General features: G+C 71.5%; 20 protein-coding genes. 10 read left to right on the forward strand and 10 right to left on the reverse strand.

Features of this window, described 5'->3' with window-relative positions; genetic code table 11:
- The first annotated feature begins 34 nt into the window (after positions 1-34).
- Complete coding sequence (locus ELQ40_RS03695) at positions 35-2,227, forward strand: 3-hydroxyacyl-CoA dehydrogenase NAD-binding domain-containing protein (RefSeq protein ID WP_127792466.1); 2,193 nt, start codon at positions 35-37, stop codon at positions 2,225-2,227.
- Positions 2,228-2,236: 9 nt separating this feature from the next.
- Positions 2,237-3,220, forward strand: coding sequence for a nitronate monooxygenase family protein (locus tag ELQ40_RS03700; protein WP_127792467.1), 984 nt, complete (start codon positions 2,237-2,239; stop codon positions 3,218-3,220).
- Between the two features lie 136 nt (positions 3,221-3,356).
- Here the strand turns inward: ELQ40_RS03700 and ELQ40_RS03705 are convergent, their stop codons facing one another.
- Positions 3,357-3,980: a TetR/AcrR family transcriptional regulator gene (locus ELQ40_RS03705; RefSeq protein ID WP_127792468.1), complete on the reverse strand. Its 624-nt coding sequence runs from the start codon at positions 3,978-3,980 to the stop codon at positions 3,357-3,359.
- A 192-nt stretch (positions 3,981-4,172) separates the two neighbouring features.
- Here ELQ40_RS03705 and ELQ40_RS03710 point away from each other — a divergent pair, with 192 nt between their 5' ends.
- The 7 genes from ELQ40_RS03710 to ELQ40_RS03740 all read left to right on the forward strand — a co-directional run bounded on the left by ELQ40_RS03710 (position 4,173) and on the right by ELQ40_RS03740 (position 10,725).
- On the forward strand, positions 4,173-4,820 hold the full coding sequence (locus ELQ40_RS03710) for a hypothetical protein (RefSeq protein ID WP_127792469.1): 648 nt from the start codon (positions 4,173-4,175) through the stop codon (positions 4,818-4,820).
- A gap of 52 nt (positions 4,821-4,872) precedes the next feature.
- Positions 4,873-5,646, forward strand: a complete 774-nt coding sequence (locus tag ELQ40_RS03715; protein WP_127792470.1) for a PspA/IM30 family protein — start codon at positions 4,873-4,875, stop codon at positions 5,644-5,646.
- Positions 5,647-5,982: 336 nt separating this feature from the next.
- Positions 5,983-7,791, forward strand: a complete 1,809-nt coding sequence (locus ELQ40_RS03720; RefSeq protein WP_127792471.1) for an AAA family ATPase — start codon at positions 5,983-5,985, stop codon at positions 7,789-7,791.
- Positions 7,788-8,081: an ATP-binding domain-containing protein gene (locus ELQ40_RS03725; RefSeq protein WP_127792472.1), complete on the forward strand. Its 294-nt coding sequence runs from the start codon at positions 7,788-7,790 to the stop codon at positions 8,079-8,081. Before ELQ40_RS03720 ends, ELQ40_RS03725 begins: the two co-directional genes overlap by 4 nt.
- 125 nt (positions 8,082-8,206) lie before the next feature.
- Complete coding sequence (locus ELQ40_RS03730; protein ID WP_127792473.1) at positions 8,207-8,551, forward strand: PadR family transcriptional regulator; 345 nt, start codon at positions 8,207-8,209, stop codon at positions 8,549-8,551.
- Positions 8,548-9,627 carry a permease prefix domain 1-containing protein gene (locus ELQ40_RS03735; protein ID WP_127792474.1) on the forward strand — a complete coding sequence of 360 codons (1,080 nt, stop codon included), beginning with the start codon at positions 8,548-8,550 and terminating at the stop codon, positions 9,625-9,627. The genes ELQ40_RS03730 and ELQ40_RS03735 overlap by 4 nt, the downstream gene beginning before the upstream one ends.
- Positions 9,628-9,696: 69 nt before the next feature.
- Positions 9,697-10,725 (forward strand): putative zinc-binding metallopeptidase, encoded by a 1,029-nt coding sequence (locus ELQ40_RS03740; RefSeq protein WP_127792475.1) that lies wholly within the window; start codon positions 9,697-9,699, stop codon positions 10,723-10,725.
- Here ELQ40_RS03740 and ELQ40_RS03745 read toward each other — a convergent pair.
- The 8 genes from ELQ40_RS03745 to ELQ40_RS03780 all read right to left on the reverse strand — a co-directional run bounded on the left by ELQ40_RS03745 (position 10,714) and on the right by ELQ40_RS03780 (position 22,053).
- Positions 10,714-11,376 carry a collagen-like protein gene (locus tag ELQ40_RS03745; RefSeq protein ID WP_127792476.1) on the reverse strand — a complete coding sequence of 221 codons (663 nt, stop codon included), beginning with the start codon at positions 11,374-11,376 and terminating at the stop codon, positions 10,714-10,716. The two genes, ELQ40_RS03740 and ELQ40_RS03745, sit on opposite strands and share 12 nt — an antisense overlap.
- Before the next feature lie 42 nt (positions 11,377-11,418).
- A complete protein-coding gene (locus ELQ40_RS03750) occupies positions 11,419-12,858 on the reverse strand; it encodes an MFS transporter (protein WP_127792477.1) in 1,440 nt (479 codons plus the stop codon).
- Between the two features lie 57 nt (positions 12,859-12,915).
- A complete protein-coding gene (locus tag ELQ40_RS03755; RefSeq protein ID WP_127792478.1) occupies positions 12,916-13,752 on the reverse strand; it encodes an alpha/beta fold hydrolase in 837 nt (278 codons plus the stop codon).
- Positions 13,753-13,803: 51 nt separating this feature from the next.
- Positions 13,804-15,042, reverse strand: a complete 1,239-nt coding sequence (locus tag ELQ40_RS03760) for a NarK/NasA family nitrate transporter (RefSeq protein ID WP_127792479.1) — start codon at positions 15,040-15,042, stop codon at positions 13,804-13,806.
- Entirely contained in the window at positions 15,042-15,854 is an 813-nt protein-coding gene (narI, locus tag ELQ40_RS03765; RefSeq protein ID WP_127792480.1) for a respiratory nitrate reductase subunit gamma, read from the reverse strand. The genes ELQ40_RS03760 and narI overlap by 1 nt, the downstream gene beginning before the upstream one ends.
- On the reverse strand, positions 15,854-16,477 hold the full coding sequence (narJ, locus tag ELQ40_RS03770; RefSeq protein WP_127792481.1) for a nitrate reductase molybdenum cofactor assembly chaperone: 624 nt from the start codon (positions 16,475-16,477) through the stop codon (positions 15,854-15,856). The genes narI and narJ overlap by 1 nt, the downstream gene beginning before the upstream one ends.
- Positions 16,474-18,216 carry a nitrate reductase subunit beta gene (gene narH, locus ELQ40_RS03775; protein WP_127792482.1) on the reverse strand — a complete coding sequence of 581 codons (1,743 nt, stop codon included), beginning with the start codon at positions 18,214-18,216 and terminating at the stop codon, positions 16,474-16,476. Before narH ends, narJ begins: the two co-directional genes overlap by 4 nt.
- Positions 18,217-18,339: 123 nt before the next feature.
- Positions 18,340-22,053 (reverse strand): nitrate reductase subunit alpha, encoded by a 3,714-nt coding sequence (locus tag ELQ40_RS03780; RefSeq protein ID WP_127792483.1) that lies wholly within the window; start codon positions 22,051-22,053, stop codon positions 18,340-18,342.
- 162 nt (positions 22,054-22,215) lie between these two features.
- Between ELQ40_RS03780 and ELQ40_RS03785 the strand changes: the two genes are divergently transcribed.
- The gene (locus ELQ40_RS03785) at positions 22,216-24,678 is read left to right on the forward strand and encodes an HAD-IC family P-type ATPase (protein WP_240666090.1); all 2,463 of its coding nucleotides are present in this window, start codon (positions 22,216-22,218) and stop codon (positions 24,676-24,678) included.
- On the opposite strand, the gene ELQ40_RS03790 is transcribed toward ELQ40_RS03785, so the two are convergent.
- Entirely contained in the window at positions 24,602-25,084 is a 483-nt protein-coding gene (locus ELQ40_RS03790; protein ID WP_205649422.1) for a hypothetical protein, read from the reverse strand. The genes ELQ40_RS03785 and ELQ40_RS03790 overlap by 77 nt on opposite strands.
- Between the last annotated feature and the right edge of the window lie 3 nt (positions 25,085-25,087).

Raw genomic sequence — 25,087 nt, forward strand, 5'->3', positions numbered from 1 at the left:
CCGTCAGCGCCACCACCGACCCGGAGGGAACCCGATGAGCATCATCGAACACGACGTCCGCGCCGACCCGGCCGGCTACGCGTGGGACCGCGACGACGACGGCATCGTCACGATCACGATCGACGACCCCGACAGCGTCGTCAACACCATGAACGCGCACTTCGTCGCGTCGATGCGCGCCACGGTCGACCGGCTCGAGGCGGAGCGCGAGAGCATCACCGGCGTCATCCTCGCCTCGGCGAAGCGCAGCTGGTTCGCGGGCGGCGACCTCAACCTGCTCCGTGCCGCAGACCCGGCGCGGTCGGCCGAGGAGACCGCCCACATCGACGCGGTCAAGCACGACCTGCGCCGCCTCGAGCTGCTCGGCAAGCCCGTCGTCGCCGTGCTCAACGGCACCGCGCTCGGCGGCGGCCTCGAGGTCGCGCTCGCCTGCCACCGCCGCATCGCGGTCGACGCGAAGGGCGCCCAGTTCGGCGTGCCCGAGGTCACGCTGGGGCTCCTGCCCGGCGGCGGCGGCATCACGCGCCTCGTGCGCATGCTCGGACTGCAGCGCGCGCTCGCCGAGGTGATCCTGCCCGGCACGAAGTTCTCGCCGACCGACGCGCTCGCGGTCGGACTCGTCGACGAGGTCGTCGCGAGCCCCGACGAGCTCGTGCCCGCGGCGAAGGCCTGGATCGCGGCCAACCCCGAGGCGGTCAAGCCGTGGGACGTCCGCGGATTCAAGCTGCCCGGCGGTGCGCCGAACAGCCCCGGCGTCGCCTCGCTGCTGCCGGCCATGCCCGCGACGCTGCGCAAGCAGCTCAAGGGGTCGCCGATGCCGGCGCCGCGGGCGGCGATGGCCGCCGCGGTCGAGGGCGCGTACGTCGACTTCGACACCGCATCCAAGATCGAGACGCGCTACCTCGTGTCGCTGACGCACACCCAGGTCGCGAAGAACATGATCAAGGCGTTCTTCTTCGACCTCCAGCACATCAACGCGGGCGGCAGCCGCCCCGACGGGTTCCCGAAGTACACCGCCCGCAAGGTCGGCGTGATCGGCGCCGGCATGATGGGCGCCGCGATCGCGTACGTCTCGGCGAAGGCGGGCATCGAGGTCGTGCTGAAGGATGTCTCGGCCGAGGCCGCCGAGCGGGGCAAGGACTACTCGCGCAACCTCGAGGAGCGCGCCCTCGCCCGCGGCAAGACGACCGCCGAGCGCAGCGCCGAGCTCCTCGGCCGCATCACGGCGACGGGCGACCCCGCCGACTTCGCGGGCGTCGACTTCGTGATCGAGGCCGTCTTCGAGTCGGTGCCGGTGAAGCAGGCCGTGTTCGCCGAGATCCAGGACGTCGTCGAACCCGACGCCGTGCTCGGCTCGAACACCTCGACCCTGCCGATCTCGCTGCTCGCCGAGGGAGTCTTGCGCACGCCCGACTTCATCGGCATCCACTTCTTCTCACCGGTCGACAAGATGCCGCTCGTCGAGATCGTCCGCGGTGCCCGCACGAGCGACGAGGTGCTCGCGAAGACGTTCGACTTCGTGCAGCAGATCCGCAAGATGCCCATCGTCGTGAACGACGCGCGCGGGTTCTTCACCTCGCGGGTCATCGGCGAGTTCATCGCCGAGGCGGTCGCCGCCGTCGGCGAGGGCGTCGAGCCCGCGTCGGTCGAGCAGGCGGCGCTGCAGGCCGGATACCCCGCCGGCGCGCTCCAGCTGCTCGACGAGCTCACGCTGTCGCTCACGCAGAAGATCCGGCACGAGACGCAGGCCGCGGTCGTCGCCGAGGGCGGCGAGTACGCCGTGCACCCGTCGCACGCGGTGGTCGACTGGATGATCGACGACGCCGGCCGCACGGGCCGCAAGGCACGGGCCGGGTTCTACGACTACGACGAGCAGGGCAAGCGGGTCGGCATCTGGCCGGGGCTACGCGAACAGTTCGGCTCGGGTCGCACCGAGCTGCCGCTGAAGGACCTCGAGGAGCGGATGCTCTTCGCCGAGGCGATCGACACCATCCGGTGCCTCGACGACGGCGTGCTCACGAGCGTGCCCGACGCGAACATCGGCTCGATCTACGGCATCGGCTTCCCGGCCTGGACGGGCGGCGTACTCCAGTACGTCAACCAGTACGAGGGCGGGCTGCAGGGCTTCGTCGACCGTGCGCGCGAACTCGCGGCCGCGTACGGCGACCGGTTCCTGCCGCCCGAGTCGCTCGTCGCCCGCGCCGCCGCCGGCGAGACCTACGAGTAGGGGAGAAGGATGCTCCGGACCAGGTTCACCGAGGCGGTCGGCATCGAGCACCCCGTCGTGCAGGGCGGGATGATGTGGGTCGGCCGCGCCGAGCTGGCCGCCGCGGTCTCCGAGGCCGGCGGCCTCGGCATCATCACCGCGCTGACCCAGCCGACGCCCGCCGACCTCGTGAAGGAGGTCGAGCGCGCCCGCGCGCTCACGGACAAGCCGATCGGGGTCAACCTCACGATCCTGCCGTCGATCAACCCGCCGCCCTACGACGAGTACCGGCGCGCGATCATCGACGCGGGCGTCACGATCGTCGAGACGGCGGGGTCGAACCCCGAGCCCCACGTCGAGGCGTTCGCACCCCACGGCATCAAGGTGATCCACAAGTGCACGAGCGTCCGGCACGCGCTGAAGGCCGAGCGCCTCGGCGTCACGGCCGTGTCGATCGACGGCTTCGAGTGCGCGGGGCATCCGGGCGAGGACGACGTGCCCGGCCTCGTGCTGATCCCCGCCGCCGCCGACGCGCTCACGATCCCGTTCATCGCGTCGGGCGGCTTCGCCGACGGCCGGGGCCTGGCGGCCGCGCTCGCGCTCGGCGCCGACGGCGTGAACATGGGCTCGCGGTTCATGTGCACCGTCGAGTCGCCGATCGCGCAGGAGGTGAAGGAGCGCATCGTCGAGGCATCCGAGCTCGACACGAACCTCATCTTCCGGAGCCTGCGCAACACGGCCCGCGTCGCCAAGAACGCGGTCAGCGACGAGGTCGTCGAGATCCTCGCCGCGGGCGGGCAGTTCCCCGACGTGCAACCGCTCGTCGCCGGCGCCCGCGGGCGCAGGGTCTTCGAGGACGGCGACCTCGACGCCGGCATCTGGACGGTCGGGCTGGTGCAGGGCATCATCCGCGACATCCCGACGGCGGGCGACGTCGTCCGACGCATCGTCGAGGAGGCCGAGGACGTGCTGCGCAGCCGCCTCGCGCTCTTCGGCGAACCGGTGGTCGCGTAGCGCCCACCGCCACAGGCTCGCCCGGCGGATTCGTCCACCAGCTCCGCACGCCGCCGGGCGACACCCCTCGTCGGATGCCTCCGCCGCGCCCCGGCCCGCGCTGCGCGCCGCGCCCCGCCGCGGGTTGCGGCTCGCCCTACCGCGGGTCGGGCGACATGCCGTGGCGCACGAGGTCCTGCGTGGCCGACACGAGGTCTTCGAGCGTGCGGTGGCGGGGGTTCCACCACTCCGCGGCCCAGTTCATCGCGCCGAGCAGCAGCATGCGCGAGACCGCGAGGTCGAGGTCGGCGCGCAGCTGCCCGGCATCCTGCGCGGCGGTGAAGAGGTCGCGCCACAGGCGGGCGTAGGCGGCCTCCTCGGCCGCGGCCTTCGCTCGGATGCCCTCGGGCACCTGGTTCGCGTTGCGGATCGACGCGGTCGTGTAGTCGGAGATGAGCAGCTCGTACCGCAGGTGCCCTTCGACCGCGGCGAGGATGCGGTCGAGCGGCGTCGTGCCGGCCGGGAGCGCCTCGAGTTCGTCGATGACGTGGGCGTGCACGCGTGCGGCACCGACCCACATGACCTCCTCGATGAGCTCGTCACGCGAGCCGAAGTGGTAGTAGATCGCGGGCGCCTGCAGGCCCGCGTGGGCGGCGACGTCGACGAGCCGGGTGCCCGCGTAGCCCTTGCGGCTGAGCACGTGCGCTGCGGCGTCGAGGATGCGCTCGCGCGTGCGCGCCGACTTGCTGATCGTCGGCGTGGCATCCGCTGCGTTGCTCATCGTTTCGAATTCTAGTTAGATTCCGTGCGTCGTGGGGAAGGGTCGTCGGGAAGTTCTCCGAACCTGCGTGCGTGCTGCGAATCCGAACTGGGGGCAGACGGATCGCGCGCGACCGCGTATCTTGGGCAACACGCGTTATATCGCGTTTCGGCGACGGTGCCCGAAACGCATTGCGATCAGGGGGTGAGGCGGATGAGCGGCATCGAGGTCGTGCTGATCGGGCTCGGCGTGATCGTGCTGCTGTCGTTCGCGGCCATGCTCACGATCGCGCTCGTCCTGCGATCGCTGTACCGCCGCTACCGGCGCAACCGGGTCGCCAGCGGCGCCTCCCTGCGCACCAGGGCCCGCGTGAGCCGCGGACCGCAGCGCACCGTGCTCGCCCTGCGGGTCCGGCTCGACGAGTCGCTGCGGAGCGGTCGCGCCGCCGTCGAACTCGCCGCCGGCGACGACCGGCTCCGCGAGATCCCGCGGCTGTTCAGCCGCGTCGCCGAACAGGGCGCCGCCCTCGACCTGCAGCTTCGGCTCATGGAGAGCGAGACGGATGCCGCCGCGCTCGCGGCCGAGCTCACCGCCGCAAGGGCCCGGGTCGAGCAGGTCGAGCACCTGGTCCGCCGCGTGCGCGGCGCGGTGGCATCCGGGTTCTCCGACACCTCAGACGACGCGCTCGGCGCCCTCGACCGCGAGGTCGACCACGAGGTCGCCGCGCTCCGCGCGGGCGTCGAGCAGCTTCGCGCGTTCAACCGCCGCGACGGCCTCGACCCGGCGCCGTCGCAGCCGGAGGCGGCACCGACGCGACCGGCGTCGCCGACACCGCTCCGGCAGCAGCCGCCGCGCACCTGACCACCGTTCACGACACGCCTCACGACACCGTCCACGAGCAAGGGAACCGACCATGAGCAGCACCAACTCCTCGCGGGTCAAGACGATCTTCCGCACCAAGACCAACAAGGCGCTCGACAAGCTCGAGGATCCGCGCGACACCCTCGACGACAGTTACGACCAGCAGGTGAAACTGCTCCAGCAGGTTCGTCAGGCCGTCGCCGAGGTCGCGACCGCGAAGAAGCGCATCGAGCTGCAGGGTCAGGAGATGGGCGCGCGCTTCCAGAAGCTCGGCGCGCAGGCCGCGGAGGCGCTCGCGCAGGGCCGCGAAGACCTCGCGCGTGCAGCCCTCGAACGGCGGGCGATGCTCGAGGGGCAGGTCGCGAACCTGCAGAAGCAGTACTCGTCGCTCGAGCAGCAGACCGCGCAGCTGCAGGACCGCGAGCGCCGGCTCACCGACCAGGTCGCCGCATTCCGCATCGAGAAGGAGACCATCAAGGCGACCTACACCGCGTCGGAGGCGCAGGTGCGCGCGAACGAGGCGGTCTCCGGCATCAGCTCGACCATCGAGGACGTCGGCTCGAGCCTCGACCGCGCGCGCGACCGCGTCGCCGAGATGCAGGCTCGCGCGGCGGCCACCAACGAGCTGCTCGCGAGTGGCGCGCTCGCCGACCTGACGGCCGCGCCCGACGCCGACATCGAGCGGCAGCTCGCATCGCTGTCGGCGAACGCCGACATCAACCGGCAGCTCCAGGCCATGCGCGACGGCACCGCCGCGAGCGGCGCTTCGCCCGCCGACCGGAGGCTCGACGGGCCCGACGGGTGGCTCGCCATCGGCAAGGCGTAGGGGAAGAACGCGCAGCCTGCGGAACGAGCGCCCGAACTCCGGAGCCGGCGCACGGATCGCCGCGTCCGCGCGCGCAGGACGCGGCGTGCCGCAGACGGGTTCCGGAGTTGCGCCGCTGCCGGCGGGACCTCCCCGGCACGATAGAATCGACGGTCCTGTCGTACGAGGGGAACCGTCATCAGCAGCATCCTGCCCACCACGCCAGTCGCCGAGGAACAGGCGGCGCTCGACCGCATCCGCGAGGTCGTCGCCCAGCTCCTCGAGCATGAGCAGTCGCAACTCTCGGCGGCGCTCGGCCGGCCGACCGAGGGCCTCGACCTGACCGAGCGCGACGCGATGGTCGCGCATCACGCGCAGCGGCTCCAGGGCCTGCGCGCCGCGCAGTACGGGTTGCTGTTCGGCGGCGTCGAGAACGACGAGGGAGAGCGGTTCCGCATCGGCCGCATCGGGCTGAGCGACCCCGACGACGGCGAGCGGCTGCTCGTCGACTGGCGGGCGCCCGTCGCGCGCGCCTTCTACACCGCGACGCCGCTGCACCGCGAGGGCCTTCGCGCCCGCCGCCGCATCACCGCGACCGACCGCAGGGTCACGGCGGTCTACGACGAGGCGCTGCGCGCCGATGACCTCGGCGAGACCGACAGCCGCGACGCCGCGCTGATGGCCGCGCTCGACCGCCCGCGCACCGCGCACATGGGCGACATCGTCGGCACGATCCAGCGCGAGCAGGACGCGATCATCCGCGGCGCGCTGCCCGGCACGCTCGTCGTGCAGGGCGGCCCCGGCACCGGCAAGACGGCGGTGGCGCTGCATCGCGCGGCCTACCTGCTGTACGAGCACCGCAACCGGCTCGCGAAGTCGGTCGTGCTCATCGTCGGTCCGAACGCCCGCTTCCTCGACTACATCGGCCAGGTGCTCCCGTCGCTCGGCGAGGACGCGGCCGTGCTGATGACCCCGGGCACGCTGGTGCCGGGCCTGGTCGCGACGGCGACGGATGCCCCGGCCGCGGCCGAGTTCAAGGGACGGCTCGACCTCGTCCCGGTGCTGAAGGAGGTCGTCCGCGGCTACCAGGTGCCCGCCGACGGCGGCCGCCGCATGCTGCATCCGGCCGGCATGAAGCCGATGACGCTCGACGGTCAGCTGCTTCGGCGCGTGCGCACGCGCGGCCGCGCGGGCGGCGTCGCGCACAATCGGGCGCGGCCGCAGTTCGAGAAGGCGCTGCTCACCGAGATCCTGCGGCTCGAGGACGCCGAGCACGGCCCGTCGAGCATGGACGACGCCGAGCGGCGCGCCGACTGGGCCGAGGACCCTGCCGTGCAGGAGCTCTTCGACGAGCTCTGGCCGTTGCTCGACCCGGTCGACGTCGTGCGCGACCTCTTCAGCGACCCGGCCCGGTTCGACCGGGCGTTCCCCGACCTCGATCCGGCCCTGCGCGGCGTGCTGCTGCGGGCGCCGGGGCATCCGGTCACCGTGGCCGACGTGCCGCTCGTCGACGAGATCGCCGAGCTCCTCGGGGAGGACCCGCGCCCCGGAGCGGCCGCCCGCGCCCGCGCGCAGGCCGACCGGCTCACCGACGTCGCGTACGCGCAGCACGTGCTCGACATGGTCGCCGACGCCGACGCGCACGAAGACGACGAGGCCGCACCGGTCTCGATCGTGGCAGCAGAGGTGCTCGCCGACCGGCAGGTGCTCGGCGACGACCGCACGCCCGCCGAGCGGGCGATGCACGACCGCGAGTGGGTGTACGGCCACATCATCGTGGACGAGGCGCAGGAGACGAGCCCGATGCTGCTGCGCGCGCTGATCCGCCGCTGCCCGACGCGCTCGATGACCCTCGTCGGCGACGAGCACCAGTACACCGCGACCGACTCCGCCTTCACGTGGGCCGGCCTGCTCGACCCGCAGGTGCCGCGCTGGCGGCGCGACGACCTGACCGTCAACTACCGCACGCCGGGTCGCATCCTGAAGCTCGCGACCGGCGTGCTGCGGCGCGTCGAACCGGATGCCCCCGAGCCCGCGTCCGCCCGTGACGGCGAGCACGAGCCGCACGTCGTGCGCGTCGACGCGTCCGAGCTCGGCGCCGCGACCGCGCGCGAGGCGCAGGCGGCGCTCGACGCCGTCGCCGACACGCGGGGACCGTCGGCGTGATCGCGCCGCTCGGCCTGCTCGGCGCGCTGCGCGAGGTGCAGGCCGCTGAGGCCGCCCGGGCGGCGGCCGACCTGATGGACGGTGACGACGACCTCGCCAAGGCAGGAACGGACCGGCTCTGGGTCGGCACGCCCGACGAGGCGAAGGGCCTCGAGTTCGACGCGGTCGTGGTCGCCGTGCCGCCGCTGCCCGAACAGGTCGCGCCGGCGACGTGGAAGCGGCTCTACGTCGCGCTCACCAGGCCCACGCAGCGGCTCACGGTCGTCGAGGCGGGCGACGCGATCGGCTGACCTCGCTCCCGGTGGCCGAGTCGGCGCGCAGCGCCGTACCGGGATCCAGCAACCACGATTGACGTACTATCTCAGGCGTAGTATGTTCGACGCAGTACCGACGTCGTCGTGGGAGGGAGCCGGGCATGATCAGCGCCGACGCCATCCGCGGCTACGTCGACCTCATGGTGCTGTCGCTGCTCGCGGCCGGGCCGTCATACGCGTACGAGCTCGCGCAGCGGATCACCGCGATCAGCGATGACGACTACGCGATCAAGCAGACGACGCTGTACTCGGCCGTGAAGCGGCTCGAGGCCACGGGTCTCGTCGCCTCGTCACCCGGAATCTCGCCATCGGGCAAGCCGCGCACGTACTACGCCATCACCGATGCCGGTCGCGACCACCTCGACCTGAAGGTCGACGAATGGCGCACCATCAAGGCGGTCGTCGACCGCTTCATCACCGCACCCGCCGCAGGAGGCACGCCGTGAACGTCGTCATCGCATACCTGGACACCATGTTCAGCGCGTATCCGCAGACCCCGCGCCTCCTGGAGGCGAAGGCCGAACTCCGGGGCATGATGGAGGACGCGTACGCCGGCCTCATCGCCGAGGGCCGCTCCGAGAACGAGGCGGTCGGACAGGTGATCCGCGACTTCGGCAACCTCGACGAGCTCGCGCCGGTGCTCGGCATCACCTCCGACCTCGCCCCGGGTACGGAATCTGTCGCCGCCCCGATCGCGGGCCCCGCGGCGGACACGGCACGGGAAGGCGGCGCGCGATCGACCTTGCCGGCCGACCGGCTTCCGGTGGTCACCCTGGAGGAGGCGCGGGCGTACGCCGCGGCCAAGGAACGCACGCGATTCCGGGTCGCGGCCGCCGTCGTGCTGTTCGTCCTCTCGCCGGCCGTGCTGATGGTGCTGACCGTCGCGGCCCAGAACGGCCTGGTGCCGCTCACCCAGACCGCCGCGGCGTTCATCGGCATCCTGATCCTCCTCGTGCTGATCGCCATCGGGGTGACGCTGACCATCACCGCCTCGCGGGAGACCGCCCCGTACGAGCGCCTGGCCGACGGGCGCTTCACTCCGGACCCGGAGGTCGGCCGCTGGGCCGCCGCGCTCGGCGAAGCGCACGAGCGCGCACGCATCCGAGCCCTGGGCATCGCCATCACCCTCTGGGTGCTCGCGCCCGTCCCGCTGCTCGGCTTCGCCCTGCTGCTCGTCGGGTCGCCCGTCCAGGGCTTCTGGACCACCGTCGGCGTCGCGCTGGTCCTCGTGTTCGTGGCCACCGGCCTCGGCATACTGCTGCCCCGCACGTGGGCGCACACGATCTCGGAGCAGCTCGACCGGCGTGCCGGGCGCGTCGACGAGGAGGGCAGCCTCGTCTCGGTCGTCGCCGCGATCTACTGGCCGTCGCTGACCGCGGTGTTCCTCGCCTGGAGCTTCATCGGCAACGCCTGGTACATCTCGTGGGTCGTCTGGCCGATCGGCGCCGTGGCCTTCGGGGCGATCGCCGGCGGCATCAGCGCGCTGGAGGCCTACCGGAACCGGCAGGCCTCGGCGCAGTAGGCGGCAGGGCGACCCGGCGCGAGCGCAAGCCCCGCGCTCAGGGTGGGCGCCTGTGCCACGATCGACCGCGTGAAGGCCTTCCGGTGTCGCGTATGCGGCAATGCCCTGTACTTCGAGAACTCGGTGTGCCTGACCTGCGGCACCGCGCTCGGCTTCTCGCGCGCCGAGGGCGAGATCGTGCCGGTCGACGACACCGGGACGTACACGGATGCCTCGGGCACAACCTGGCACGTGTGCCGCAACCTCGGGCTCTCGGGGTGCACCTGGCTCGCCGATGAGCCCGGCGGCCAGTGCTTCAGCTGCTGGCTCACGCGGACGAGGCCGAACGACGCCGACCTCGAGGGCCTCGAGCGCTTCCTGGTCGCCGAGCGCGCGAAGCGGGCACTCGTGTTCGAGCTCGATCGGCTCGGGATCGCCGTCGTCGGCAAGGGCGGGCCCGACGGCGACCCGCTGAACGGCCTCTGCTTCGACCTGCTCTCGAGCGCGAACGAGCCCGTCGTCATCGGCCACGCCGACGGGGTCATCACGATCGACCTCGCCGAGAGCGACGACGCGCACCGCGAGCGGGTGCGCGACGAGCTCGACGAGCCCTACCGCACGATGCTCGGCCACTTCCGGCACGAGGTCGGGCACTACGTCGAGTGGCAGCTGGTCGAATCCGACCCCGGCCGGCTCGCCCGGGCCCGCGAGCTCTTCGGCGACGAGCGCGCCGACTACCGGGCCGCGATCGACCGGCACTACGCCGACGGGCCGCCCGCCGACTGGCGCGAGTCGTACCTCACGACCTACGCCACGATGCATCCGTACGAGGACTTCGCCGAGACGTTCGCGCATGTCCTGCACATCGCCGACACGGTGGAGACGGCCCGCGAGTACGGGCTCGTGACCGTCGCGGGGATCGACGCGTTCGCGCAGTTCCGCGATCTCGTCACCGGCGTGTGGATCCCGCTCTCGATCGCGCTCAACATGATCAACCGCTCGATGGGCAACGGCGACCTGTACCCGTTCGTGATCCCCGAGCGGGTGCTCGACAAGCTGGAGTTCGCGGCCTCGCTGCGCGGGAGCGCGCTCGGGCGCACCGCCGGCTCAGGCGCCTGACCGCACCCAGGCGCCCTCGGCGCAGGAGTAGAAGCCCGTCGTCGTGGTGTCGATGTAGATGCTGCCCTCGGGTGCGCACGCCTCGTCGGCCGGGGGCGGCGTGGTGCCGAGCAGTACCTGCGTGCCGTCGGCACCCGGAGCACCCTGCTCACCGGTCGCGCCCTGCTCGCCCTGCGCGCCCTGCTCGCCCTGCTCACCGGTCGCGCCCTGTTCGCCGGCCGCGCCCTGCTCGCCCTGTTCGCCCTGCGGCCCGGTCAGGTGGTCGACCGCCACGGTGCGGAGATTGCCCACCGAGACCCACGCGCCGTCGCGGTGCACGTAGAGGTTCGCCGACTCGATGTCGATGAACACCTCGCCCTCGGTGCCGTACTCGGCCGACGGCGTCCCGACGCCCGCCCTGACGTCCGAGCCGGCGGGCAGCACCTCGCTCTCGGTGGGGGCGTCGGCGTCGGCCTCGAGGTCGTCGTCGGGCGATGCCTCGGGCGTCGGCGAGGCGACGACCGTGCCGGATGCATCCGGATCACCGGTCGGCGCGAGCCAGGCACCGAGGAAGGCGGCCACGAAGGCCAGCACGACGATCGCGACGCCGGCCCAGATGAGCATCGGCACGGTCACCACGGCAGGCGTACTGCGTTCGGACGTCGTCTCCATCGTGGCCCCCCCCGCCGGTCGAATCGATCCGCTGGCTCGATGCTAACGGAGTGGGCCGGTTCCGGTCTCGGGATCGACTCCGGACTCGGCCTCGATCGCCGCCGCGCTGCCGGGCTCCGCCTCGGGCTTGCGGATCCAGATCCACGAGACGACACCGCCCGCGGCCATCAGCGCGGCCGTCACCACCGCGGCGCGGTGGAATCCGTCGAGGTCCAGCTGCCCGCCGACGATGGCCGACAGCATGGCGATGACCAGCAGGCCCGCGACGCGCGACACGGCGTTGTTGACGGCTGACGCGATGCCCGACCGGGCGGGCTCGATCGCGCCGAGGATCGCCGAGGTGAGCGGCGTCACGGTCAGCGTGAGCCCGAAGCCGAACACGAGCACGCTCGGCAGCACCTGCCACCAGTACGAGAAGTCCTCCGACACGGTCAGCAGCAGCAGCGCGCCGGCCGCCATGGTGAGCGGGCCGACGGTCATGAACAGGCGCGGGCCGAGCCTGCCCGACCAGACGCCGACCCGCGAGCTGAGCACGATCATCAGGATCGTCGACGGCAGGGTCGCGAGCCCGGCGAGCGTGGCGGGCAGGCCCGCCCCCTGCTGCAGGTAGACCCCGAGCACGAAACCGTTCAGGGAGAGCGCGCCGTAGACGAACAGCGTCGTGATGTTGCCGCTCCAGAAGTTGCGCACCCGGAAGAGCGACAGCGGCATCATCGGCTGCGCCGCGAACCGCTGCCGCACCAGGAATCCGGCGAATGCGGCGAGCCCGACGGTGAGCGGCACCCAGATCGCCGGCGACGACCAGCCGAAGCTCGGCTCCTCGATCAGCGCGAAGACCGTGCCGCCGAGGCCGACGGTGCAGAGCACCGCGCCGAGCCAGTCGATGCGCGCACCCTCGCGGCGGACGTCCCGGTGGCCGATCCGCGCGAGCGACACCGTGAGCCACAGCGTCACCGCGATCGGGAGGACGTTGATGAGGAATGCGTATCGCCAGCTCCCGAAGTCGACGAAGAGCCCGCCGACGACCGGGCCGGCGACCATCGCGGCGGTCGTGAGCGCGGTCCAGATGCCGATCGCGCGCGCCTGCGCCTCGTCGCGGAAGTTCGAGGTGATGAGCGCGAGGGAGCTCGGCACCAGCAGCGCGCCGGCGACGCCCTGCAGGGCGCGGGCGATGATGAGGAACTCCGGCGTCGGCGCGGCGGCGATCGCGATCGAGGTGAGCCCGAACCCGACGAGCCCGATGCGGATGACGAGCAGGCGGCCGTACACGTCGCTGATCGAGCCGGCCACGAGGATCAGCGCGCCGAGCGTGACGAGGTAGGCGTCGACGACCCACTGCTGCGTCGCGAGCCCGCCGCCGAGTTCGTCGAGGATCGCGGGCAGCGCCACGGTCACGACCGTGCCGTCGAGGAACGAGACGAACGATGCCAGCACCGCGATCGCGAGCACGAGCCGCTGGTCGCGGGGCATCCGCACGGTCATGACGTGACCGTGCCGGTCGCTGCCATCGACCCGGGCGCCCCCATCAACCCGCCGCGCTCACGCCTCGAGGAAGGCGAGCAGCGCCTCGTTCACCTCGGCGCCGTGCGTCCAGAGCAGGCCGTGCGGCGCACCCTCGATCTCGACGTAGGCCGCGTCCGGCAGCAGTTCGCGGAACCGGCGCGCGGTCACGTCGATCGGGAGGATGCGGTCGGCCGTGCCGTGCAGGATGAACGCCGGCACGTCGAGCTTCGCGATGTCGGCCCGGAAGTCGGTCGGCCAGGTGAGCGGCGCGGCGGCGATCGCCGCGTTGCCGGCACGGTTCGCGACCGCGACGCTCGCATCGAGCGCCTCCTGCGAGATGCGGTTGCCGAGGAACTCGTCGAGGTTGTAGAAGTCGCTGAAGAACCCGGTGAGGAACGCGTACCGGTCGTCGCGCACCGATGCCGCGATGCCCTCGAAGAACTCGATCGGGCCGGCGCCGCCGGGGTTGTCGTCGGCCTTCAGGAGGTAGGGCTCGAGCGAGCCGAGGAACGCGGCCTTCGACACGCGCTCGCTGCCGTACCTCGCCAGGTAGCGGGCGACCTCGCCGGTGCCCATCGAGAACCCCACGAGCACGGCGTCGCGCAGGTCGAGGTGCTCCATCAGCACGTGCAGGTCGGCGGCGAACGTGTCGTAGTCGTAGCCCGACGACGCGTGATCGGATGCCCCGAACCCGCGTCGGTCGTAGCTGATCACGCGGTACCCCGCGTCGAGCAGGGCCGCCTGCTGCCTGCCCCACGACTCGCCGTTCAGCGGGAAGCCGTGGATCAGGACGACCGGTCGACCTTCGCCCTGGTCGTCGTAGTGGAGTTCGATCTCCGCGGAATTCTCGGTGCCGACTGCGATGCGTGCCATCTGCCCGACGATACCCACGAGGCATCCGCCGTGGAAGGGGGTGGACGCGGGTCAGTCCTTCGTCGAAGCCGTCGATCCGCTCCGGCGCGCGAGGAGGATCGTGAACGCGAGGGCGACGAGCGCGGCGGCGCAGAGGAGCAGCAGGCCGAGGACGTAGTTTCCGGTCGCACTGTACGTCGCGCCCATCACGAGCGGCGGGAAGTAGCCGCCGAGGCCGCCGGCGGCCCCGACGATGCCCGTCACGGTGCCGACGCGTTCGGGCGGCGACTTCTGCGCGACCCACGTGAACACCGCGCCGGTGCCGAGGCCGAGGAACCCGGCCATGAGCACGAACGAGACACCCGCGGGGATCTCGGGCGGCGGCACGAAGGTCTCGACGACCGCCATCACCGCGGTGCCCGCGAGCGAGATCATGAGCACCTTCGCCGGTCCGATCCGGTCGCTCAGGATGCCGCCGAGCGGCCGCGCGATCACGGCGGCGATCGCGAAGCCGGCCGTGCGCGCACCGGCGTCGGCGAGATCGTACGAGTACACCTCGTGGAGGTACGTCGGCAGGTACGTCGAGAACGCGACGAATCCGCCGAACGTGATCGCGTACAGGAACGCCATCTGCCAGGTCACCGCGAGCTTCGACGCCGCGGCGAGCTTCGGCAGCACCTTGTCCGTGCTCGGCTTCCACGTCGGGGCGTCCCGCATGAACAGCCAGACGACCGCGGCCACGACGACGAGTGCGATCGCGATGATCCAGTGCGTCGCGTCGTAGCCGAACCACTGCACGAACCGTGGCGTGAAGAACGCCGACAGCGCGGTTCCGCCCATGCCGGCGCCGAACAGGCCGGTCGCGAAGCCGCGCTTCGCGGGGTCGTACCACGCGTTCACGAACGGGATGCCGACCGCGAACGTGGTGCCGGCGATGCCGAGCAGAAAGCCGAAGACGATGAGGAGCGCGTACGACCCGGCGTCGCCGGCCCACATCACGAGCAGCACCGGGATCGCCGAGAACGCGGTGAGCACGGTGAACATGAGCCGGCCGCCGAACCGGTCGGTGAGCGCGCCGGTCACGATCCGGCCGAGCGATCCGACGATGACCGGGGTCGCGACGAGCAGCGACTGCTGCGTGGCGTCGAGTCCGATGTCCTCGGCGTAGCGCACGCCGAGCGGCGCGATCAGGTTCCAGGCCCAGAACGTGATCGTGAAGGCGAGCAGCGCGAGCCCGAGGTTCCGGCCACGGCCCGGGAGCACGACCGGCTCGGCGGGTGCAGGTGCGGGTACGGGTGCGGATGCGGACATCATCGTCTCCCTCCGGTCGGGGTGCCGCGGTCGCCCGAGCGGGGGCCGGGCCCTGCGCCGCGTCGTGTGTCGCGGGTACGGTCGGCGGTGCCGATCGGCACCCACGCCCGGCGGATGCCGCGACTCGTGCTCGGCCGTCCGTCGCGCGAGCGGTACACGATGTACGGCCGGAACAGGTAGTGCACCGGCGCGGTGAACGCGTGCACGAGCCTGGTGAACGGCCAGATCATGAACAGCACCATGCCGATGATCGTGTGCAGCTGGAACGCGAAGGTCGCGGCCGCCATCGACTGGACGTCGGGCTGGAGGATGAACAGCGACCGGAACCAGGGCGACACGGTGTCCCGGTAGGTGACCTCCTCGTGCGGGCCGAACACGCTGATGACCGTGGTGGCGAGTCCGGCGATGATCGCCGCAACGAGCACGACGTACATCGCCTTGTCGTTCTTCGTGGTCGCCATGAAGACGGGCCCGGTCGTGCGGCGACGGTAGATGAGGATGCCGACGCCGAGGAGGGTCGCGATGCCGGCGACCGTGCCGAGTCCGAGCGCCATGACGTGGTAGACCTCCTCGGTGACCCCGACCGCCTCGGTCCATTGCTTCGGGATGAACAGGCCGACGACGTGCCCGACGATCACCACCAGGATGCCGAAGTGGAACAGCGGCGACCCGTACCGCAGCAGCCTCGACTCGTAGAGCTGGGACGACCGGGTGGTCCAGCCGAACTGGTCGTACCGGTAACGCCAGACGAGCCCGCCGACGAGGACGGCGACCATGACGTACGGGAAGATGCCCCAGAGCAGCACGTCCATCAGCGGCCCCCCGTCGGTTCGAGCGGCAGGAGGCGTGGATCGTACGGGTCGAGCCCGACCGATTCGCTCGGGGGACCCTGCGCGGCCATGGCCATGGCCTGCGCGCGGTCCTCGGGGGAGCGGCCGGGCAACGTGGCGCACACGGCGGCGACCACGCCCGCGTACGGCGAGCCGCGCTCGGCGAGGGCGATGCGGATGAGCTCGAGGCTCGCGCGGTACGACTGGAGCAGGTCGGCGCCGTCGTCGGGGCGGTGCCGCGCGTACTCCAGCACGAGCGGCAGGTGGTCGGGCAGCTCGCCGCCGTCCCCGAGCACCAGGCCCGCATCGCGGTACCGCTGCTTGAAGTCGGCGAGCACCATGCCGCGTCGTCTCGTGTCGCCGTCGGTCCAGTACGACAGGTAGAGCGCGTGCCGCTTCGAGAGGTCGAACACGTCGACGTACGTCCGCTGGACCTCGACGGCCGGTGTGGTCTCCCACCAGTGCAACAGGGGCGCGAAGGATGCCGCCGCCTGCGGCGCCGACTCGACGAGGGCGCGGGAGATCAGGCCGGCGAGGCCGAGCACCTGCTCGTCGGGGTAGCTGAGCGCGACGGAGGCCGCCTGGTAGACCACCGCGCGATTCATCGGGGGCCGCCCTCGGACGACGCGCTCGACGCGCCGGGCGGCTCGCCGGCCCCGGATGCCGCCCCGCCCCGCGGTGCGCCCGCATCGCGCGGCGGGAACAGCCCCGTCGGGGCGCCGTTGCCGTCCCAGTTGAGGAGGTTCACGCGGCCGCGCAGCGACTCGCTGCTCGCCCCGCCCTCGGCGGTCTGGCGGTCGCGCAGCGCGTGGAAGGTCTCGACGGCGACGGGCGCCGGACGACCGGATGCCTCGCCGAACGGCCCCGACTCGCCGATCTCGTACGGACCGCCGTCGAAGTCGAGCGAGCAGCCGAGCTCCTCGAGCTCGTGGGCCCGTTCGTAGTGCGCGGTCGGGATCACGTACCGTTCGTCGTACTTGGCGATGGCGAGGAGCCGGTACATCTCGTACATCGTCGATCCGTCCATGCCGACCGCGGCGGGGATCGACTCGTCTCGCCCGCGGTCGAGCGTGATGTCGCGCAGGTACGCCCGCATGGCCGCGAGCTTGCGGAGCACGCCGGTCACGAGGTCGGCGTCGCCCGCGGTGAACAGCTCGGCGAGGTACTCGACCGGGATGCGCAGTGCCTCGATCGCGCCGAAGAGCGTGCCGGCCGACTCCGCGTCGTGCCCCTGGTCGCGCAGCAGGTCGACGATGGGGGAGAGCGGCGGGATGTACCAGACCATCGGCATCGTGCGGTACTCCGGGTGCAGCGGCAGCGCCACCCGGTACCGCTTCGCGAGCGCGTACACCGGGGAGCGTCGGGCCGCGTCCATCCAGTCGTCGGGGATGCCCTGCTCGCGCGCGGCCCGGATGACCTCGGGGTCGTCCGGGTCGAGCATCAGGTCGAGCTGCGCCTCGTACAGGTCGCGCTCATCGGGCGTCGAGGCCGCCTCGGTGACCCGGTCGGCGTCGTAGAGGAACAGGCCGAGGTAGCGCAGGCGCCCCACGCACGTCTCGGAGCAGACCGTCGGGATGCCGACCTCGAGCCGCGGGTAGCAGAGCGTGCATTTCTCGGCCTTGCCGGTGCGGTGGTTGAAGTAGATCTTCTTGTAGGGGCATCCGGTGATGCACTGCCGCCAACCGCGGCAGCGGTCCTGGTCGACGAGGACGATGCCGTCCTCCTCGCGCTTGTAGATCGCGCCCGACGGGCACGAGGCCATGCACGACGGATTCAGGCAGTGCTCGCAGATCCGCGGCAGGTAGAACATGAAGGTCTGCTCGAACTGGAACTTGATCGCCTGCTCCGACTCCTGCCGGACCTTCTCGACGATCGGGTCGAGGTGGCCGAGCTCGCTGGCACCGCCGAGGTCGTCGTCCCAGTTGGCGGACCAGGTGATCTTCGTGTCCTCGCCGGTGATGAGCGACTTCGGGCGGGCGACGGGGAAGTCGTCGCCGAGCGGCGCATCGATCAGGGTCTGGTAGTCGTACGTCCACGGCTCGTAGTAGTCGTCGAGTTCGGGTTGCACGGGCGACGAGAAGATCGTGAACAGGCGCTTGAGCCGGCTGCCGGTTCGCAGCTTCAACCGGCCGCGGCCGTTCAGCGTCCACCCGCCGCGCCACTGCTCCTGGTCCTCGTAGCGCCGCGGATACCCCTGCCCCGGCCTGGTCTCGACGTTGTTGAACCAGACGTACTCGGTGCCGGCCCGGTTCGTCCACGCCTGCTTGCACGTGACCGAACAAGTGTGGCATCCGATGCACTTGTCGAGGTTCATGACCATGCCCATCTGAGCCATGACCCGCATCAGTACGTCACCTCCTGCGGGCGGCCGAGCTGCGCCATACTGCGTTCACGAACCGCGTGCATCAGTACGTCACCTCCAGCGGGCGGCCGAGCTGCGCCATACTGCGTTCACGAACCGCGTGCATCAGTACGTCACCTCCTGCGAGCGGCGACGGATCGTCGCCACCATGTCGCGCTGGTTGCCGGTCGGCCCCAGGTAGTTGAACGTGTACGACAGTTGGGCGTACCCGCCGATCAGGTGCGTGGGTTTGACGAGCAGGCGGGTGACGGAGTTGTGGATGCCGCCGCGGCGACCCGTCGCCTCGGATTTCGGCACGTCGATCGTGCGCTCCTGCGCGTGGTGCACGTAGACCACGCCGTCGGGCATCCGATGCGACACGATGGCGCGGGCGACGAGCACGCCGTTCGAGTTGACGGCCTCGACCCAGTCGTTGTCGGCCGCGCCGATCGCCGCCGCATCGGCGGGGCTCATCCAGACGGTCGGCCCGCCGCGGGAGAGGGACAGCATGAACAGGTTGTCCTGGTACTCCGAGTGGATCGACCACTTCGAGTGCGGGGTCAGGTAGCGCACGACGACCTGCTGCCCGCCGTCGGGTCCGAGCCGGGGTTCGCCGAAGAGCCGGTGCATGTCCAGCGGCGGGCGGTAGATCGGCAGCGCCTCGCCGAGGTCGCGCATCCAGTCGTGGTCGAGGTAGAAGTGCATGCGACCGGTCAACGTGTGGAACGGCTTGAGGCGTTCGATGTTGACCGTGAACGGCGCGTACCTCCGGCCGCCGGTCTCCGAGCCCGACCACTCGGGGCTCGTGATGACCGGTTGCGGCGAGGACTGCGTCATCGCGAACGTGATGCGTTTCTCCTCCGAGCCCTCGGCCAGGTCGGCGAGCGGCTTGCCGACCCGCTTCTCGAGGGTCCGGAAGCCCTGCACGGCGAGCTCGCCGTTCGTCGTGCCGGAGAACGCGAGGATCGCCTCGGCCATCTTCACGTCGGTGTCGATCGCCGGGCGGCCCTCCGCCGGTCCGCTCGGGAAGACGCCGCCCTCCCGTGCGAGGCGTTCGACCTCGTGCGACACGTCGTAGGTCACGTTCTTGATCGTGAAGCCCAGCTTCTCGGCCAGCGGGCCGACGCTCGCGAGCTTGTCGGCGATGGCGGTGTAGTCGCGCTCGACGACCGCGAACACCGGCATCGACTTCCCCGGTGCCGGCGGCACGTCGCCGCGCGCCCAGTCGCGCACCACGCCGCCGGGCTGGGCGGTCTCACCCGGCGTGTCGTGCTGCATCGGCACGGAGACGAGGTCGTGGCGGGTGCCGAGGTGGGTCGCCGCCAGCCGCGAGAACTCGCGCGCGATCGCATGGAAGAGGTCGAAGTCGCTCTTCGCCTCCCACGGCGGGTCGATCGCCGGGGTGAACGCGTGCACGAACGGATGCATGTCGGTCGACGACAGGTCGTGCTTCTCGTACCAGGTGGCGGCGGGGAAGACGACGTCGCTCAGCAGCGTCGTCGACGTCATCCGGAAGTCCGCGGAGACGAGCAGGTCGAGCTTGCCCTCGGGGATCTCGTCGCGCCACACGACGTCCTTCGGGCGCACGGATGCCTCGTCGCTCGCCAGCACGTTGCTGTGCGTGCCCAGGAGGTGCTTCAGGAAGTACTCGTTGCCCTTCGCGCTCGAGCCCATCAGGTTCGACCGCCACAGCGTGAGCAGGCGCGGCCAGTTCTCGGGCGCGTCGACGTCGGCGATCGCGGGGCGGAGCGAGCCGTCGCCGAGCTTCGAGGCGACATAGGATGCCGCGTCGGGCGCCTCGCCCGCGTCGACGGCCCGGCGCGCGTCGTCGGCGACCTGCAGCGGGTTGCGGTCGAACTGCGGGTAGAACGGCATCCAGCCCAGTCGCGCCGACTGCGCGATCGCATCGGCGGTGTGCATGCCGTCGAGGTTGCCCTCGGCGAGCGGCGAGGCCAGCGCGTCGGCCGAGTAGCCGTCGAACCGCCACTGGTCGGTGTGCATGTACCAGTAGGCCGTGCCGATCATGGTGCGGGGCGGTCGCGACCAGTCGAGCGCGTTCGCCAGCGAGAGCCACCCGGTGATCGGCCGGCACTTCTCCTGGCCGACGTAGTGCGCCCACCCGCCGCCGTTGCGGCCCATCGACCCGGTCAGGATCAGCAGCGAGAGGATCGACCGGTAGGTCGCGTCGCCGTGGAACCACTGGCAGATGCCGGCGCCCATGATGATCATCGACCGCCCGCCCGAGTCCACCGCGTTCTGGGCGAACTCGCGCGACACGCGGATGCAGGCCTCGGCGGGCACGCCCGTGATCTCCGCCTGCCACGCGGGGGTGTACGGGGACGCGTCGTCGTCGTAGTCCGCGGGCCACTCGCCGGGCAGCCCGGGCCGCGCGACGCCGTACTGGGCGAGCAGCAGGTCGAACACGGTCGTGACGAGGCGGCCGTTCACGCGGGTCGCGGGTACACCGCGGCGCAGCACCGCGCCCTCGCCGTCGGGCGCGTCGAACCTCGGCATGAGCACCTGGACGTCCTCGGTCTCGACCTCGGCATCGCGAACGGAGAGGGCCGGCTCGACGCCGTCGAGGTCGAGGTTCCAGCGCCCTTCGCCCGACTCGGCGTACCGGAATCCCATCGAGCCGTTCGGCACGGCGGGCTCGCCGGTGGCCGCGTTCAACAGCACGGTCTTCCAGGCCTCCTCCGAGGCGGCGCCGCCCTGCTCGGCCGTGAGGTCCGCCGCCGTCAGGAACTTCCCGGGCACCAGCCCGCCGCCGGCATGCTCGACCAGGGTGACGAGGTGCGGCAGGTCGGTGTACTGCTGCGCGAACTCGACGAAGAAGGGCTCGCGGCGGTCGACGTACCGTTCCTTCAGCAGCACGTGCCCCATCGCCATCGCGAGCGCCGCGTCCGTGCCCGCCTGGCACGGGAGCCACTCGTCGGCGAACTTGGTGTTGTCGGCGTAGTCGGGGCTGACGGTCACGACCTTCGTGCCGCGGTAGCGGACCTCGGCCATCCAGTGGGCGTCGGGCGTGCGCGTCACGGGCACGTTGGAGCCCCACATCATCAGGTACGTCGCATCCCACCAGTCGCCCGACTCCGGCACGTCGGTCTGGTCGCCGAACACCTGCGGACTCGCGACCGGCAGGTCGGCGTACCAGTCGTAGAAGCTCGTCATCACGCCGCCGACGAGTTGCGTGAACCGGGTGCCGATGCAGTGCGAGACCATCGACATCGCCGGGATCGGCGAGAATCCGGCGACCCGGTCGGGTCCGTACTCCTTGATCGTGTGGACGTATCCGGCCGCCGTCAGCTCGACGGCCTCCGCCCAGCTCGCCCGGACCAACCCGCCCTTGCCGCGCGCCTGCTGGTACCGGCGGCGGGTCTCGGGGTCCCTCGACACCTCCGCGAACGCGAGGACGGGATCGCCCGTGCGGGCCTTCGCCTCGCGGTACGCGTCGAGCAGCACGCCCCGCACGTACGGGTACCGGACTCGCGTGGGCGAGTAGGTGTACCAGGAGAACGCCGCGCCGCGGGGGCACCCCCTGGGCTCGTACTCGGGCCGGTCGGGGCCGACGCTCGGATAGTCGGTCTGCTGGGCCTCCCACGTGATGATGCCGTCCTTGACGTACACCTTCCACGAGCACGACCCGGTGCAGTTCACGCCGTGCGTGGAGCGGACCACCTTGTCGTGGCTCCAGCGGTCGCGGTAGAACGCGTCGCCCTCGCGGCCGCCCTTCAGGAACGCCGCGCGATGGTCCGACGTCTCGTCCCATCGCGTGAAGAACCTCCCGATGCCGAGCAGTGCATCGGAAGCCGGACCGTCTACCCCCGCCGACGTGGCCATGCCGCGAACCTATCGAGGACTCCTCGGGTTAGGGAAGGCTCACCGGCGCGTGTCGACGGAGCCCGCGGGTGCGGATCGCGCCCGGCGCACCCGCCGCCGGGCGTTCGCGTCCCATACCCTGACCGGGTGGAGACCGAGTCATCCGATCCGCCCGGCACCGATATCGCGCCCGCGCCCGCGCCCGCACCCGCACCCGCGATCGCGACCGACCCCGCGACGGGGCTGTCCGGCGCCGCGGTGGCGGAACGCGTCGCCGCGGGGAAGACCAACGCGTTCATCGCCGACACGAGCCGCAGCGCGGGCAGCATCGTCCGGGCCAACGTGTTCACGCTCTTCAACGGCATCGTGGGCGCGTGCTTCCTGGTGCTGCTCCTCGTCGGTCGCTGGCAGGACGCGCTGTTCGGCCTCAGCGCGATCGCGAACGCGATCATCGGCTCGGTGCAGGAGTTCCGCGCGAAGGCCGCGCTCGACCGGCTCGCGCTGCTGAACGCGCCGCACGCCCGGGTGCGCCGCGACGGCGAAGAGCAGGAGCTGGCCACCGGCGACGTGGTCATCGACGATCTCCTCGTCCTCAGGGCGGGCGACCAGGTCACCGCCGACGCGGTCGTCGTCGCCTCGCGCGCATTGCAGGTCGACGAGTCGATGCTCACGGGCGAGGCCGACGCCGTCGTCAAGTCGCCGGGCGACGAGGTGCTCTCGGGATCGATCGTCGTGGCCGGCGAGGGCGACGCACAGGTGTCGCGGGTCGGTGCCGACTCGTACGCGAACCGCTTCGCGAACGAGGCCAAGCGGTTCTCGCTCGTCGCCTCCGAGTTGCGCTCATCGGTCGACCGCGTGCTCAAGTGGGTCGGCTGGGCGATCGGCCCGGTCGGCCTGCTGGTGCTGAACTCGCAGGTGATGGTCGCGGGCGGATGGGCGACGGTCTTCTCGTCGGATGCCTGGCAGCAGGCCGTCGTCAACACGATCGCGTCGCTCACCGCGATGATCCCGCTCGGACTCGTGCTGATGACCTCGATCGCGTTCGCGGTCGGCGCCGCGAAGCTCGCGAGCCGACAGGTGCTCGTCAACGAACTGCCGGCGGTCGAGGGCCTCGCCCGCGTCGACGTGATCTGCCTCGACAAGACCGGCACGCTCACGGCCGGCGAGATCGCGTTCGACGGCGTGCACCCCGTCGACTCCGGCGTCCCGGGCTGGGACGCCGTGCTGGCCTGGTACGGCGCCGCGCCCGACGCCAATGCCACGGCCCGCGCCCTCGCCGGGGCCTATCCGCAGGCGCAGGCGTCGGCGCCCGAGGTCACGGGCGGCATCCCGTTCTCGTCGGCGCGGAAGTGGAGTGCGGTGTCGTTCGCCGGCGCGGCCGACGGCGGGGCATCCTCGCCCGACGGCACCTGGGTGATGGGCGCGCCCGAGATGGTCTTCGGCGATGCCGCCGCGGACGCGTCGACCCCGCTCGGCGGCACGATCATCCCCCTCGCCTCGACCGGGCGCCGCACCCTCGTGCTCGCCCACGCCCCGACCGGGCTGTCGCCCGACGACATCGACGCCGAGCGGCTGCCCGCCGACCTGCGACCGGTCGTCGTCGTCACGTTCCGCGAGCAGGTGCGGCCCGACGCCGCGCAGACCCTCGCGTACTTCGCGGAGCAGGGCGTGCAGGTGCGCATCATCTCGGGCGACAACCCGCGGACGGTCGCCGCGATCGCGCACGAGGTCGGACTCGAGGCCGGCGAGGGGTTCGATGCCCGCAAGCTCCCCGACGACGACGCGGCGCTCGGCGAGGTGCTCGAGCAGCACGTCGTGTTCGGCCGCGTCACGCCCGAGCAGAAGCAGCGCATCGTCGTCGCCCTGCAGGCCAGGGGGCACACCGTCGCGATGACCGGTGACGGCGTCAACGACGCCCTCGCGATCAAGACCGCCGACATCGGCATCGCCATGAACTCGGGCGCCGCGGCGACGAAGGCCGTCGCCCGGCTCGTGCTCCTCGACGGCCGCTTCTCGCACCTGCCCGACGTGGTCGCCGAGGGCCGGCAGGTCATCGCCAACATCGAACGCGTCTCGATGCTGTTCCTCAACAAGACGGTCTACGCGACCGGCCTCGCGATCCTGTTCGGCGTGATGGTCATGGAGTTCCCGTTCCTGCCCCGGCAGCTCTCGATCACCGACGGCCTGACCATCGGCATCCCGGCGTTCTTCCTCGCCCTCATGCCGAACGCCCGCCGCTACGAACCGGGCTTCCTGCGACGGTCGCTCTCGTTCGCGATCCCGTCGGGCATCATCATCGCGATCGCCCTCACGCTCTACACCCGGGCGGCGATGTCGCTCGGCATCCCCGAACCCGAACTGCGGACCGGGTCGACGATCATCCTCGCGGTCGTCGGCATCTGGGTGCTCACCGTGCTGTCGCGCCCGTTGAACCGCTGGAAGGTGCTCGTCATCGGCGCGATGTTCATCGGCCTCGTCGGCATCTTCACGATCCCGCTCGCGACGGAGTTCTTCCAGCTCGTCGACCCGGGTAAGGATGCGGCCTACCTGATCGCCCTGACCGTCGTGGTCACGATCGCGGCGATCGAGGTGGTGCGGGCGTTCCACCGCCGGTACCTCGCGCGGCTGTCGCGGCGTCGCGCATGAACGCGGACACCGGAGGCAGCCAGAGCACCACGATGATCGCGAGCTCGACGGCGAGCGTCGCCGACGCGGCCCAGTCCCAGGTGTCGGCGATCAGGATCGTCGTGAGGTTGAGCAGCGCGAGCACGCCCACGTAGATCGTCAGCAGGATCCGCGACAGGGTGCTGCCGCGCCCGACGCCGCCCGCCGCGGCGAGTTCCAGCAACCCGAACAGGATGATCGCGGCGCCCACGAGCGACACCGCGAGCACCGCGTCGCCGGTGACGTCGTACCGGCTGAGCAGCACGAACAGGCCGATGAGCACGTTCGCGCCGGCGTTCAGGTACACGAGCACGAGCACGACCGTGAGGACCACGGGGCGCCGACGCGGGGCCGCATCCGGTGCCGGTGCTGGTGCCGCTGCGGTCATGAG

This window comes from Agromyces sp. LHK192 (genome assembly GCF_004006235.1).
Taxonomy (GTDB): Bacteria; Actinomycetota; Actinomycetes; order Actinomycetales; family Microbacteriaceae; genus Agromyces.